Raw genomic sequence first — 13,209 nt, forward strand, 5'->3', positions numbered from 1 at the left:
GGGGAGGGTACGGGTTTCCTCCCTCCCCGGGCACCACCATTCAGCCGGCGGAGGTGACGGTGAGGGACTCCTTGCTGTCGGCCAGGTCGACCCGGACCGTGTCGCCGTCGCGGATCTGGCCGGCCAGCAGGGCTCGGGCGAGCTGGTCGCCGATGGCGGACTGGACCAGACGACGCAGCGGACGGGCGCCGTAGATCGGGTCGTAGCCGTGCTCGGCGAGCCAGACGCGCGCCGGTTCGGTGATCTCCAGGCCGAGACGACGGTCGGCGAGCCGCTTCCGCATCCGGCCGAGCTGGATGTCCACGATGGCCCGCAGGTCGTCGCCGTGCAGGGCGGCGAAGACCACGATGTCGTCCAGTCGGTTGAGGAACTCCGGCTTGAAGTGCGACCGGACCACCGCGAGCACGCCCTCCCGGCGCTGCTCCTCGGCGAGCGTCAGGTCGCTGATCACCGACGAGCCGAGGTTGGAGGTGAGGATCAGGATGGCGTTGCGGAAGTCGACGGTGCGCCCCTGACCGTCGGTGAGCCGGCCGTCGTCGAGCACCTGGAGCAGGATGTCGAAGACGTCCGGGTGGGCCTTCTCCACCTCGTCCAGCAGGATCACCGAGTACGGCCGGCGGCGCACCGCCTCGGTGAGCTGCCCACCCTCCTCGTATCCGACGTAGCCGGGTGGGGCACCGACCAGCCGGGCGACGGAGTGCTTCTCGCCGTACTCGCTCATGTCGATGCGGACCATGGCCCGCTCGTCGTCGAAGAGGAACTCGGCGAGCGCCTTGGCCAGCTCGGTCTTGCCGACCCCGGTCGGGCCGAGGAAGAGGAAGCTGCCGGTCGGACGGTCCGGGTCGGCGACCCCGGCGCGGGCCCGCCGGACCGCGTCGGAGACGGCCGCGACCGCCTCGGACTGGCCGACCACCCGCTCACCCAGCGACTCCTCCATCCGGAGCAGCTTGGCGGTCTCGCCTTCGAGGAGACGGCCGGCGGGAATGCCGGTCCAGGAGGCGACCACGGCGGCGATGTCGTCCGCGCCGACCTCCTCCTTGAGCATCGCGCCGTCGGCCTGGAGCCGGGCCAGTTCCTCCTCCGCCTTCGCCAGGTCGGCCTGGAGCGCGGGGATGCGGCCGTACCGCAGCTCGGCGGCACGTTCCAGCTCGCCGTCCCGCTCGGCCCGCTCGGCCTCGCCGCCGAGCCGTTCCAGCTCCTCCTTGGCGGTGGAGAGCTTGGTGATGTGGCTCTTCTCCAGTTGCCAGCGGTCGGAGAGCGCGGTGAGCTGCTCCCGCTTGTCGGCCAGTTCCTTGCGCAGCCGGTCGAGGCGCTCGGCGGAGGCGGCGTCGGGCTCCTTGGCCAGCGCCATCTCCTCGATCTCCAGCCGGCGGACCGCCCGCTCGATCTCGTCCACCTCGACCGGCCGGGAGTCGATCTCCATGCGCAGCCGGGAGGCGGACTCGTCGACCAGGTCGATGGCCTTGTCCGGCAGGAACCGGTCGGTGATGTAGCGGTCCGACAGGGAGGCGGCGGCGACCAGGGCGGCGTCGGTGATCCGGACGCCGTGGTGCACCTCGTAGCGCTCCTTGAGGCCGCGCAGGATGCCGATGGTGTCCTCGATGGTCGGCTCGCCGACCAGCACCGGCTGGAATCGGCGCTCCAGGGCCGGGTCCTTCTCGATGTGCTCGCGGTACTCGTCGAGGGTGGTCGCGCCGACCATCCGCAGTTCGCCCCGGGCCAGCATCGGCTTGAGCATGTTGCCGGCATCCATCGAGCCCTCGCCCTTGCCCGCCCCGACCACGGTGTGCAGTTCGTCGAGGAAGGTGATGATCTGGCCGTTGGAGTTCTTGATCTCCTCCAGGACGGACTTGAGCCGTTCCTCGAACTGGCCCCGGTACTGCGCGCCGGCGACCATCGCGCCGAGGTCGAGCGAGACGAGCTTCTTGTCCCGCAGCGACTCGGGCACGTCCCCGGCGACGATCCGCTGGGCCAGGCCCTCGACGATGGCGGTCTTGCCGACGCCGGGCTCGCCGATCAGCACCGGGTTGTTCTTGGTACGCCGGGAGAGCACCTGGATGACCCGGCGGATCTCGGAGTCCCGGCCGATGACCGGGTCGATCTTGCCGTCGCGGGCGCTGGCGGTCAGATCGACGCCGTACTTCTCCAGGGCCTGGTAGGTCTGCTCGGGGTCGGCGGTGGTGACCCGGCGGTCTCCACCCCGGATCGTCGGGAAGGCGGCGACCAGGTTCTCCTCGGTGGCCCCGGCGGTCCGGAGCGCACCCGCGACCGCGCCGCCGACCCGGGCGAGGCCGGCGAGGAGGTGCTCGGTGGAGGTGTACTCGTCGCCGAGCGGCCGGGCGATCTGCTCGGCGGCCCCGATGGCGTTGACGAACTCCCGGGACAGGCTCGGCTCGGCGATGCTGGAGCCGCGCGCGGCGGGCAGCGCGTCGATCGCGCGTACGGTGGCCCGGCGCAGCTCGACCGGGTCGGACCCGGCGGCGCGCAGCAGGCCAGCGGCGGTGGAGCCGGCGGTGTCCAGCAGCGACAGCAGCAGGTGCCAGGGTTCGACGGTGGCGTGCCCGCGCTGGTTGGCGAGGGCGACGGCACCGGTGATGACCTCGCGGCTCTTGGTGGTGAGGCGTTCCGTGTTCATGGGCTCCCCCGGAATCGGCGTGTCCACTGAGAGAGACACAACCAGAGTTGAGCCTATTCCACTCAACTTCAGCGGTGTGAGCCGAGTCACACAAGCCGGTCAGCCGTGATCGAGGACGACCCTGGTCCAGCGCGCTCCGCCGAAGTACAGGCTGCCGCTGGTCAGGACGACGTCGCCCGGCCCACGGGCGCAGAGCGTGCCGTCGGCGAGCACCGTGAGGTGATGCTCCGGGGTGAGCGGCCAGGCCATCCGGTGGTACCGGTCGTTGGTCACCATCCCGGCCCCGTCCGGCCCGGTCACCACGACCATCCCACCGCCGACCGGAACCATCGACCGGATCCGCTCCGGCCGGTCCTCGGGGGACACCAGTTCCCAGCCCGGGCCGCCCTGCCGCCACAGCGCCGGGAAGGACGTCCGGTCCGGGCGCTCCCCGACCAGCCACGCCGTGTCCGTCCCGTCGATCACCGCCCGGAGCACGGAAACCTCGCCGTCGGGCGGGGACACCGCCAGCCGCCACCATCTCCGGCCGCCGTCGGGCGAGATCGCGGCGGCCGGCCGGCCGTCGTGCATCCCGGCCACGACGATCCGGTCGTCCCGCGAGGCGACGGTGTTGATCCCGGGTACGTCCGGCTGGGTGGCCAGCGGACGCAGCCGACGGCCGTCCCACTCGGCGACCTTCCCGGTGGCCTCGACGACCTGGAACCGCCCCTGCGCCCCCACCCAGACCGGGGGCGCGGAGCGGGAGTGCGTGAACGTGGTGCCGCCGTCGGTCGAGGTGTACCAGCCGTGCGGCTCGCTGAGCAGCACGAGCAGACCGGGGGCGGTGTAGAGCTGCTGGTTCTCGGCGGCGGGGCGGGGATGCCGCAGCTTCCGCCAGGACAGGCCGCCGTCGGCGGTGCCGTAGAGCAGAGCCGGGCAGGTGGGCGCGGGCGGCGTCCCGGCGCAGGTGGCGAAGAGGGCGTAACCGTGCCGTACGTCGGCGAACTCGACGTACGGCCGGTCGTACCGTTCCGGCACGGCGACCCGCACCTGGCGTACCTCGTCGAAGGAGGCCGGCGGCAGCGTCGTCGCCGGTGTCGCCGGTGTCGACGGAGCAGGTGGGGTCGACGGGGCCGGCGGCCGACGCCGGACGTCCCCGATCGAGCAGCCCGCGAGAGCTGGCACGAGCAGCAGTGTGACCAGCCACCGATAACGCCGCTCGGTCATGGCCCTCCTTCGCGCCGGTACCGTACCGTGACCGCCGTGCGAGTACGTGTCGAACAGACTGCCCTACCGGGAATCGGTGTACGTCACGACCTGTTGACGGAGTCCGGACGCCGGCTCGGCGTGGTGTCCCACCGCAACGGCCGACGCGACCTTGTCCTCTATGACCCTGATGATCCCGATTCATGCCAGCACGACATACCGCTGACCGACGACGAAGCGGAGGCGCTGGCCGACATCCTCGGCGCGTCGCTGATGCTCGGTCAGCTCACCGGGCTGCGGGAGCAGGCCGCCGGGCTGCTCACCGAGCAGATCGCCATCCCCGCCGGGTCGAAGTACGTCAACCGCCGGCTCGGGGACACCAAGACGAGGACCCGCACCAGCGCCTCCATCGTCGCCGTCCTGCGCGGCGGCGAGGTGTTCGCCTCGCCCGGTCCCACCTTCCGCTTCTCTGCCGGTGACGTGGTGGTCGTGGTCGGCACGCGCAAGGGACTCGACGGCGTCACAGCCATCCTGGCCGACAGCGACCCGGACGGCTGAGGCGCGGATGCACGACTTCACGACACTGCTCATCGAGGTTGGCGCGCTGCTGTTCCTGCTCGGCCTCCTCGGCCGGCTCAGCCGCCGGATCGGTCTCTCCCCCATCCCGCTCTACCTGCTCGCCGGCCTCGCGGTCGGGCACGGCGGCATCCTGGAGATGCACGCCAGCGAGGAGTTCTTCGCCGTCGGCGCGGAGATCGGTGTCATCCTCCTGCTGGTCATGCTCGGTCTGGAGTACTCGGCCAACGAACTCGTCGGCAACCTGCGCTCGGCCGCCCCGGCGGGCCTGATCGACGCCCTCCTCAACGCCCTCCCCGGCGCGGCCTTCGCGCTGCTGCTCGGCTGGGACTGGATCGCCGCCGTGGTGCTCGCCGGCATCACCTGGGTCTCCTCGTCCGGGGTGATCGCCAAGGTCCTCGCCGACCTGGGCCGGGTCGGTAACCGGGAGACACCGGTGGTCCTCTCGGTGCTGGTCATCGAGGACCTGGCCATGGCGCTCTACCTGCCGCTGGTCACCGCGCTGCTGGCCGGGGTCGGGCTGCTCGGCGGCGGGATCGCCCTGACCATCGCGGTCGGGACGGTGCTGCTGGTGCTGGTCGTGGCAATCCGGTACGGCCACCTCATCTCCACCGCGATGTCCGCGAAGGACCCGGAGGCGCTGCTGCTCGGGGTGCTCGGGATGACCCTGCTGGTCGCCGGCATCGCGGCGAAGCTCCAGGTGTCGGCCGCGGTCGGCGCGTTCCTGGTCGGCATCGCGCTCTCCGGTCCGGTGGCGCACCACGCGACCGAGCTGCTCACCCCGCTGCGGGACCTCTTCGCCGCGGTCTTCTTCGTCTTCTTCGGCCTGGTCACCGACCCCAGGGACATCCCGCCCGTGCTGCTGCCGGCGCTCGCCCTGGCCCTGGTGACGATGGGGACGAAGACGATCACCGGATACCTGGCCGCCCGCCGGGCCGGCATCGCCGAACCCGGACGATGGCGAGCCGGGCTCGCCCTGGTGCCCCGGGGGGAGTTCTCCATCGTCATCGCCGGACTGGCGGTGGCCAGCGGCGAGGTCCCCGCAGGGCTGGCCGCGCTCGCCACCGCGTACGTGCTGATCACCGTGGTGACCGGCCCGATGCTCGCCCGTCTGCCGGATTTCGCCTGGTTCAAGCAGTGGTTGCGGCGTCGGGCGGCGGCCCGACCGGTGGAACCGGTCCCGACCCCGGACTGATGCGACGTCGGCCGGCCGGGTCGCCCGGAAGGGGGAACCGGCCCGGCCGACGGTCGCTGAATCCGTCCCGCCGAGGTCTTCCGCCGTCGCGCCGGGCCGCGCTACCGTTTCGCCCCAGCACACCAGGTTCCCGCGGACACCCGGTACGCCCCGCGGGCACGAGCGGAAGGCTGCCGGTACGTGCCCGAGTCGACGTTCCCCGGCTTCGCCAATCCCGTCGACCCGTCTCCGACGGAGCTGCGGACGTGGGCGTACCAGCCGGACTCGGTGCCGCTGGCATCGATGCCGCCGGACTGGGACCTGCTCGTCGCCGGTGACCACCTGGTCCCGACCCTCTTCGAGCTCGCCATGGACCCGGCCTGCCCTGCCCGGCGGTTCGCCCTGCACTGCCTCTACATCTACGCCGCCGACGGCATCCGCACCCAGTTCCGCGCCCACCCGAAGCGTCGCCTGCGCAAGCTGGTAGAACAGGCCGAACTGACCGGCGACCACCTGGTCCGCACCTGGGCCTACAACGCCCGGGTGCTCATGGAACGACCCGACCTCTTCGACTACCACGACTGGTGCGAGGGCGGGTTGGTCCGGGAGAACCGCCGGATCGGCTGAGCCGGGAACGGGCGGCGACCGGTGGCCGGCCAGCCGGGAGCAGACCCGGTGCGGACGGGACGGGCCGGGACCCCCCGTGGATCCCGGCCCGTGGCTCAGGTGCGTCCCCCGTGCTTCCGACCCTTCTCGCCCGGCCCCGGCTGCGGTGCCGTCCGGTCCGGCCCGGTCCCGTCGCCCTCGGCGGCGCTCCGACGCTCGACGGCCCGGCCGGGCTTGCCGGCGAACCGACTCCCGGTGATGGCGTCGAACTTCTCCCGCACCGTCTCGGCGACCCGGTCCAGGCGCTCCTCGGCCTGCTGCGCCACCTTCTTCGCCGGCTCCGTCATGCGCCTCCCCCTCGCCGTCCACCCGCCCCTGGCTCCGCTCGGCCGCGACGGTGGGCCCGGCTGGTGCGGACTCGACCTGGTTCAGAGGCTAGTCGGGCGGAGCCGGCCGGAACGGCGGTTCCCCGGAACACGGCACCAGCCGGCAGCAGGGCGGCGAGGGGTGGCGGGCGGTGGTGAGCATGCGGCGAGCGGTGGTGAGCATGCGGTGAGGGGTGGTGAGCATGCGGTGAGGGGTGGTAGCAGGGGACCCCTGCCCATCAAAAAGCGGTAACAGGGGACCCCTGCTACCACGAAACGCGCGGAGTCAGCGGTCGGTGGAGCGGCGGGGGCGCCAGACCACCAGTGCGGTGGAGGTGCGGGTGGTGGGAACGATCTCCCGGCCGGGGAAGCGGGCCATCGCCTCCAGCTCGGCGATCCGCCGGTACGCGGCGTTCAGCTCCGCCTCCATCTCGGCGAGCCGGGCCTGGGCCTGCTCCAGGAGCTGCTCCAGGCCGATGATCCGCTTGATGCCGGCCAGGTTGACCCCGTCGTCCTGGCTGAGCCGCTGCACCTCACGCAGCAGCACCACGTCCCGGACGCTGTAGCGGCGACCGCCACCGGCCGCCCGCCCGGCCTGCACCAACCCGAGCCGGTCGTACTGCCGCAGCGTCTGCGGATGCATGCCCGCCATCCGTGCCGCGACCGAGATCATGAGTACCTTGGCGTCGTAGGCAGGGTCACCCGAGCCGACGAACCCGTCCGCCATCCCGCTCACCTCCGCGTGTGCTCCACCGTGCCGACCGAACCGACGCGTTGCCCACCGAACCGACGCGTTGCCTGAGCAACGTGTTGCTAACTGATGCGACGCACCCGCGCGTCGAGATGTTCCCGGGCCGCCGGCGGCGTGTTTGCGGCGAACTCCTCCAACGCGGCACGCGCCTCGTCGGAGAGTCGGGCCGGGACCACCACGTCCAGGGTGACCAGCAGGTCACCGGCCTGTCCGTCGCGGCGGACCACACCCTTGCCCCGGGCCCGCAGGACCCGGCCGCCGGGTGTGCCCGGCGGCACCCGCAGGGTCACCGCCCCGTCCAGCGTGGGCACCCGCAGGTCGGTGCCGAGCGTCGCCTCCGCGAAGGTGATCGGCACGGTCAGGGTCAGATCGTCCCCGCTCCGCCCGAACAGGTCGTCGGGACGCACCTTCACGTGCACGAAGAGGTCACCCGCCGGGCCGCCGCGCTCGCCCGGCTCGCCCCGGCCGGCCAGCCGGATCTTCTGCCCGTCGGCCACTCCGGCGGGGAACCGGACGTTGAGGGTGCGGGTCTTGGTGACCCCGCCGGTGCCCCGGCACTCGGGGCACTTCTCCTCGACGATCGTGCCGACACCCTGGCAGTTGCGGCAGGGCTCGGCGAAGCTGAACGACCCCTGGTTGCGGGTCACCATCCCGGAGCCGTGGCACTGGGCACAGGTCACCGGTCGGGTGCCGGGCTTGGCCCCGTCCCCGTGGCAGGTGTCGCAGACCCCCGGCGCGCGCAGCGTCAGCGGGAGGGTCACCCCGCGTACCGCGTCGGGGAAGTCCAACGCGACCTCGGCCTCGACGTCCCGGCCCCGGGCCGGACCACGCGGCCGCGCCGGGCCGCCCCCACCCCCGCCGGAGAACATCGAACCGAACAGGTCGGACGGGTTGAAACCACCGAACCGGCGGTCACCGCCGCCCGCACCGCCGCCGAACAGGTCGGAGACGTCGAACGGTACGCCACCGCCCGCGCCCCGGGCGTTGCGCCGGAACGCGCCCGAGCCGAAGAGCGTACGCATCTCGTCGTACTCGCGACGCCGCTTGTCGTCGGAGAGCACGTTGTACGCCTCGGAGGCGGCCTTGAACCGCTCCTCGGCCACCGGGTCGTCCGGGTTGTGGTCCGGGTGGGACTCCCGGGCCAGTTTCCGGTACGCCTTCTTGATGTCGTCCGAGGAGGCGGACTTGTCCACGCCGAGCACGGCGTAGAAGTCCTTCTCCAGCCAGTCCTTGGAACTCACCGGTCCACCCCCTTCCACCCGACGTGCACCGGGCCTCCCGTCCACCCGGTGTCGGTGGACGGGAGGACCCGGTCACGGTCTCGTACTACTCCGGATCGGCTACCGCGACCATCGCGGGCCGCAGCAGGCGCTCGCCGAGCTGGTAGCCCCGGCGCATCACCTGCACGCAGGTCGGCTCGCTGACCTCGGCCGAGGTCTGGTGCGCGACCGCCTCGTGCCGGGTCGGGTCGAAGGGGTCGCCCTGCTCACCGAAGACGGTGAGGCCGAACTTGCCCAGTGCCGTGGTGAGCTGCTCGGCCACCGTGCCGAACGGGCCCACCAGATCGCCGTGCTCACGTGCCCGGTCGAGGTCGTCGAGGATCGGCAGCAGCGCGGTGAGCACCGCGCCGGTCGCCTGTTCGCCGACCAGGGCCCGGTCCCGCTCGACCCGCTTGCGGTAGTTGGCGTACTCGGCCGAGACCCGTTGCAGGTCCCGGGTACGTTCCTCCAGCTCCGCCCGGAGCGCCTCCAACTCGGCCCCGAGCGGGGCGGTCGGAGCGCCGTCGGCCGGCGGCGCCGGGGCGTCGACCACCGGCGCGCCGTCCGAGGCCGTCTCGTCGACGGTCGAGGAGACCTCGTCGACCACCACCTCGGCCTCCTCGACCAGTCCCGTCGCGGATTCGGCTTCGTCCCCGGTGGAACCGGTCGGCGTCGCGGAGTCACCCCGCACCGAACCGGGGGTCTCCTCCGGGTCGGTGGCGCGTGGCTTGTCCGTCATGCGGCTACCTCAATCCCTCTGCCGTGGGTTCGTGACGGGGTGGGACGTCACTTCTTCCCGTCCTCGTCGACGATCTCGGCGTCGACCACGTCGTCGGCACCGCCCTTGGCGCCGCCCGGCGCGCCACCGGCGGCCCCGGCCGCGCCCGGCTGCTCGCCCTGCTCACCCTGCTGCTGGGCGTAGAGCAGCGAACCGGCCTGCTGGGAGACCTGCGCGAGCCGCTCGTGGGCCGACTTGATCTTCTCGATGTCCTGGCCACCGAGCGCGCCACGCAGCTCGCCGAGCGCCTCGTTGATCTGGTCGCGGTTCTCGCCCGGCAGCTTGTCGCCGCTCTCGGCGAGGAACTTCTCGGTCTGCCACTGGAGCGCCTCGGCCACGTTGCGGGTCTCGGCCTCCTCGCGGCGACGCTTGTCCTCCTCCGCGTGGTCCTCGGCGTCCCGGCGCATCCGCTCGATGTCGTCCTTCGGCAGCGAGGAGCCGCCGGTGATCGTCATCTTCTGTTCCTTGCCGGTGCCCAGGTCCTTGGCGTGCACGTTGACGATGCCGTTGGCGTCGATGTCGAAGGTGACCTCGATCTGCGGCACGCCACGCGGCGCGGGCGGGAGGCCGGTCAGCTCGAAGGTGCCGAGCTTCTTGTTGTAGGCGGCGATCTCCCGCTCGCCCTGGAAGACCTGGATCAGCACGGACGGCTGGTTGTCGTCGGCGGTGGTGAACACCTCGGACCGCTTGGTCGGGATGGTGGTGTTCCGCTCGATCAGCTTGGTGAAGATGCCGCCCTTGGTCTCGATGCCCAGGCTCAGCGGGGTCACGTCGAGCAGCAGGACGTCCTTGACCTCGCCCTTGAGCACGCCGGCCTGGAGCGCCGCGCCGACCGCGACGACCTCGTCCGGGTTGACGCCCTTGTTGGGCTCGCGGCCGGTGAGCTGCTTGACCAGGTCGGTCACCGCCGGCATCCGGGTCGAGCCGCCGACCAGGATGACGTGGTCGACGTCGGCGACCTTGATCCCGGCGTCCTTGACGGCCTGCTCGAACGGACCCTTGCAGCGGTCCAGCAGGTCCTGCGTCATCCGCTGGAACTCGGCGCGGCTGAGCGTCACGTCCAGGTGCAGCGGGCCGGCCGAACCGGCGGTGATGTACGGCAGGTTGATGTTGGTGTTGGTGGCGGCGGACAGCTCGATCTTGGCCTTCTCGGCGGCCTCGCGGAGCCGCTGGAGGGCCATCTTGTCCTGGGAGAGGTCGATGCCGTGCTCGCCCCGGAAGGTCTTCACCAGGTGGTCGATGATCCGCTGGTCCCAGTCGTCGCCACCGAGCTGGTTGTCACCGCTGGTGGACTTGACCTCGACGACGCCCTCGGCCAGCTCCAGCAGGGAGACGTCGAAGGTGCCACCACCGAGGTCGAAGACCAGGACGGTCTGCTCCTTGGAGCCCTTGTCCAGCCCGTACGCCAGGGCGGCGGCGGTCGGCTCGTTCACGATCCGCAGCACGTTGAAGCCGGCGATCTCACCGGCCTCCTTGGTGGCCTGGCGCTGGCCGTCGTTGAAGTACGCCGGGACGGTGATCACCGCGTCGGTGATCTGCTCGCCCAGGTACGCCTCGGCGTCCCGCTTGAGCTTCATCAGCGTCCGGGCCGAGATCTCCTGCGGGGTGTACTTCTTGCCGTCGATGTCGACGGTCCAGTTGGTGCCGATCTCCCGCTTGACCGACCGGATGGTCCGGTCCGGGTTGGTCACCGCCTGACGCTTGGCGACCTCACCGACGAGCACCTCGCCGTTGCGGGCGAACGCGACGATCGACGGGGTCGTACGCGAGCCCTCAGCGTTGGCGATGACGGTGGGCTCACCGCCCTCGAGAACGCTGACGCAGGAGTTCGTCGTGCCGAGGTCGATACCGACCGCACGTGCCATCTTCGCTTCCTCGCTTCGTAACGTTGAGCAGGTGACGGGCACCGCCCGAAGAACACCCACCGCAAGTTGAGTGGACTTGACTCAATAGTGCCACGCCTGTCGCGATCGTCAAGTCGAGGTTGAGTCGACCCGACGCAACCCTTAACACCGGACCCCGCTGTTGTCTTCCCTTGCCCCGGTCGGGCACGCTTTAGCGGTGACGACGCACGGGGAATCCGCCACCCACTCCGGCGCGCCCGCCGTCGCCTCCCCCCACAGCGGAGCAGCCACCGCCGCGGAGGACCCGAGCGGGACACCCGGGGACGACCTGTCCGCCGCCCTCGCCGGCCTGCGCGCCGCAACCACGGCCGCCCGCTTCCCGCTCGACCTGCCCTCCGCCGAGCCGGCCCGGCGTAACGCCGCCGCCCTCACCGACCAGCTCGACGACTACCTCCTGCCCCGGCTCGCCCGGCTCGACGCCCCGCTGCTGGTGGTGGTCGGCGGCTCCACCGGCGCGGGCAAGTCGACCCTGGTCAACAGCCTGGTCCAGGCCCGGGTCAGCGCCGCCGGGGTGCTCCGGCCCACCACCCGGTCGCCGGTGCTGGTCTGCAACCCGGCCGACTCGGTCTGGTTCCGTCAGGGCGAGCTGCTGCCCGGGCTGACCCGCACCAGCGAGCCCAGCGAGGATCCGCGCACCCTGCAACTGGTCACCGCACCCGCGCTCCCGGCCGGACTGGCCTTCCTCGACGCGCCGGACATCGACTCGGTGGTCGACGCCAACCGGGCGTTGGCCGGGCAGCTCCTCGCCGCCGCCGACCTCTGGCTCTTCGTCACCACCGCCGCCCGGTACGCCGACGCGGTCCCCTGGGAGCTGCTGCACAACGCCCGGGCCCGGGGAGCGGCCATCGCCCTCGTCCTGGACCGGGTTCCGCCGGAGGCCACCGAGGAGGTCTCCGCCCACCTCGCCGAGATGCTCGCCACCCACGACCTGGGCGCGGCCCCGCTCTTCGTCCTGCCGGAGACACAGGTCGACGGGCAGGGGCTGCTGCCGGAACGGGCGACGGCGCCACTGGGTGAGTGGTTCGCCCGGCTCGCCGCCGACGCGGAGGCCCGCGCCGCCGTGGTCCGGCAGACCCTCGACGGCGCGCTCGCCGCGCTCGGCCCGATCACCGAAACCCTCGCCGGGGCCGCCGACGAGCAGGCCACCGCCGCCGACGCGCTCGACGACCGGGTACGCGGCGCGTACCGCGGCGCCCAGCGCACCGTCGAGCAGGGCCTCTCCGACGGTCGACTGCTCCGGGGCGAGGTGCTGGCCCGCTGGCAGGAGTTCGTCGGCACCGGCGAGTTCTTCCGCACCCTGGAGGCGCGGATCGGACGGCTCCGCGACCGCGTCGTCGCGGCCGTCACCGGGCGACCGGCCCCCGCCAACGAGCTGCGTGACGCCATCGAGTCCCAGCTGGTCACCCTGCTGCGCGGGGTGGCCGCCGAGGCGGCCGAGAACGCGTACACCGGGTGGCGGGCCCACCCGGCCGGCGCGGCGCTGCTCGAACCGGACCTGGCGCATCCCTCCGCCGACCTGCCGGAACGCGCCGAGCGGCTGGTCCGCGACTGGCAGCGGGGCGTGCTGGACCTGGTCCGCACCGAGGGCGGCGACAAACGCTTCGTCGCCCGGACGGCGGCGTACGCGGTCAACGCCACCGGCCTCGCCGTGATGATCGCGGTGTTCGCCTCGACCGCCTTCGTGCCGACCGGGCTGGAGGTGGCCACCGGGGCGGGCACCACGGTCGCCGCGCAGGCCGTCCTCCAGGCGATCTTCGGCGACCAGGCGGTCCGCAACCTCGCCCGCCGGGCCCGGGGCGACCTGCTGGAACGGGTCGACACGCTGCTCGACGAGGAGGCGGCGCGGTTCCTCGCCCGTACCGCGAGCGCCCGGCCGGAGGCGGACACCGCCGCCGACCTGCGGGCCGCCGCCGCGCGGGTGGCCGACGCCCGGGAGCGCGCCGACCTGGACGTGACCCGGTGACCGGAATCGTCGG

Annotated in this window: 11 protein-coding genes; 4 read left to right on the forward strand and 7 right to left on the reverse strand. The window is 72.3% G+C overall.

Annotated features, from left to right (window positions below):
- Positions 1–40: 40 nt before the first annotated feature.
- Entirely contained in the window at positions 41–2,635 is a 2,595-nt protein-coding gene (gene clpB / locus GA0070618_RS09210) for an ATP-dependent chaperone ClpB (protein ID WP_088981270.1), read from the reverse strand.
- 99 nt (positions 2,636–2,734) lie between these two features.
- Complete coding sequence (locus tag GA0070618_RS09215) at positions 2,735–3,841, reverse strand: beta propeller repeat protein (protein WP_088981271.1); 1,107 nt, start codon at positions 3,839–3,841, stop codon at positions 2,735–2,737.
- 36 nt (positions 3,842–3,877) lie between these two features.
- On the opposite strand from GA0070618_RS09215, the gene GA0070618_RS09220 reads away from it, so the two are divergent.
- The 3 genes from GA0070618_RS09220 to GA0070618_RS09230 all read left to right on the forward strand — a co-directional run bounded on the left by GA0070618_RS09220 (position 3,878) and on the right by GA0070618_RS09230 (position 6,197).
- Complete coding sequence (locus tag GA0070618_RS09220) at positions 3,878–4,378, forward strand: cation:proton antiporter regulatory subunit (RefSeq protein WP_088985398.1); 501 nt, start codon at positions 3,878–3,880, stop codon at positions 4,376–4,378.
- A gap of 7 nt (positions 4,379–4,385) precedes the next feature.
- On the forward strand, positions 4,386–5,591 hold the full coding sequence (locus GA0070618_RS09225; protein WP_088981272.1) for a cation:proton antiporter: 1,206 nt from the start codon (positions 4,386–4,388) through the stop codon (positions 5,589–5,591).
- A 180-nt stretch (positions 5,592–5,771) separates the two neighbouring features.
- Entirely contained in the window at positions 5,772–6,197 is a 426-nt protein-coding gene (locus GA0070618_RS09230; protein ID WP_088981273.1) for a hypothetical protein, read from the forward strand.
- Between the two features lie 95 nt (positions 6,198–6,292).
- Here GA0070618_RS09230 and GA0070618_RS09235 read toward each other — a convergent pair whose 3' ends face one another.
- From GA0070618_RS09235 to dnaK, 5 genes are all read right to left on the reverse strand, one after another.
- Positions 6,293–6,523: a hypothetical protein gene (locus tag GA0070618_RS09235; protein WP_088981274.1), complete on the reverse strand. Its 231-nt coding sequence runs from the start codon at positions 6,521–6,523 to the stop codon at positions 6,293–6,295.
- Positions 6,524–6,827: 304 nt separating this feature from the next.
- Positions 6,828–7,268, reverse strand: a complete 441-nt coding sequence (locus tag GA0070618_RS09240; protein ID WP_088981275.1) for a heat shock protein transcriptional repressor HspR — start codon at positions 7,266–7,268, stop codon at positions 6,828–6,830.
- An 86-nt stretch (positions 7,269–7,354) separates the two neighbouring features.
- On the reverse strand, positions 7,355–8,533 hold the full coding sequence (gene dnaJ, locus GA0070618_RS09245) for a molecular chaperone DnaJ (protein ID WP_088981276.1): 1,179 nt from the start codon (positions 8,531–8,533) through the stop codon (positions 7,355–7,357).
- A gap of 85 nt (positions 8,534–8,618) precedes the next feature.
- Complete coding sequence (gene grpE / locus GA0070618_RS09250; RefSeq protein WP_088981277.1) at positions 8,619–9,290, reverse strand: nucleotide exchange factor GrpE; 672 nt, start codon at positions 9,288–9,290, stop codon at positions 8,619–8,621.
- 47 nt (positions 9,291–9,337) lie between these two features.
- Complete coding sequence (gene dnaK, locus GA0070618_RS09255; protein WP_088981278.1) at positions 9,338–11,194, reverse strand: molecular chaperone DnaK; 1,857 nt, start codon at positions 11,192–11,194, stop codon at positions 9,338–9,340.
- A gap of 196 nt (positions 11,195–11,390) precedes the next feature.
- On the opposite strand from dnaK, the gene GA0070618_RS09260 reads away from it, so the two are divergent.
- Complete coding sequence (locus tag GA0070618_RS09260; RefSeq protein WP_088981279.1) at positions 11,391–13,196, forward strand: GTPase domain-containing protein; 1,806 nt, start codon at positions 11,391–11,393, stop codon at positions 13,194–13,196.
- The last annotated feature ends 13 nt before the right edge of the window (positions 13,197–13,209 follow it).

The organism is Micromonospora echinospora (genome assembly GCF_900091495.1).
GTDB lineage: Bacteria > Actinomycetota > Actinomycetes > Mycobacteriales > Micromonosporaceae > Micromonospora > Micromonospora echinospora.

Bases quoted from the DNA above. Each gene is read 5' to 3' on its own strand.
- clpB (WP_088981270.1), bottom strand. From the start codon at position 2,635: ATGAACACGGAACGCCTCACCACCAAGAGCCGCGAGGTCATCACCGGT.
- GA0070618_RS09215 (WP_088981271.1), bottom strand. From the start codon at position 3,841: ATGACCGAGCGGCGTTATCGGTGGCTGGTCACACTGCTGCTCGTGCCA.
- GA0070618_RS09225 (WP_088981272.1), top strand. From the start codon at position 4,386: ATGCACGACTTCACGACACTGCTCATCGAGGTTGGCGCGCTGCTGTTC.
- GA0070618_RS09235 (WP_088981274.1), bottom strand. From the start codon at position 6,523: ATGACGGAGCCGGCGAAGAAGGTGGCGCAGCAGGCCGAGGAGCGCCTG.
- GA0070618_RS09240 (WP_088981275.1), bottom strand. From the start codon at position 7,268: ATGGCGGACGGGTTCGTCGGCTCGGGTGACCCTGCCTACGACGCCAAG.
- grpE (WP_088981277.1), bottom strand. From the start codon at position 9,290: ATGACGGACAAGCCACGCGCCACCGACCCGGAGGAGACCCCCGGTTCG.
- dnaK (WP_088981278.1), bottom strand. From the start codon at position 11,194: ATGGCACGTGCGGTCGGTATCGACCTCGGCACGACGAACTCCTGCGTC.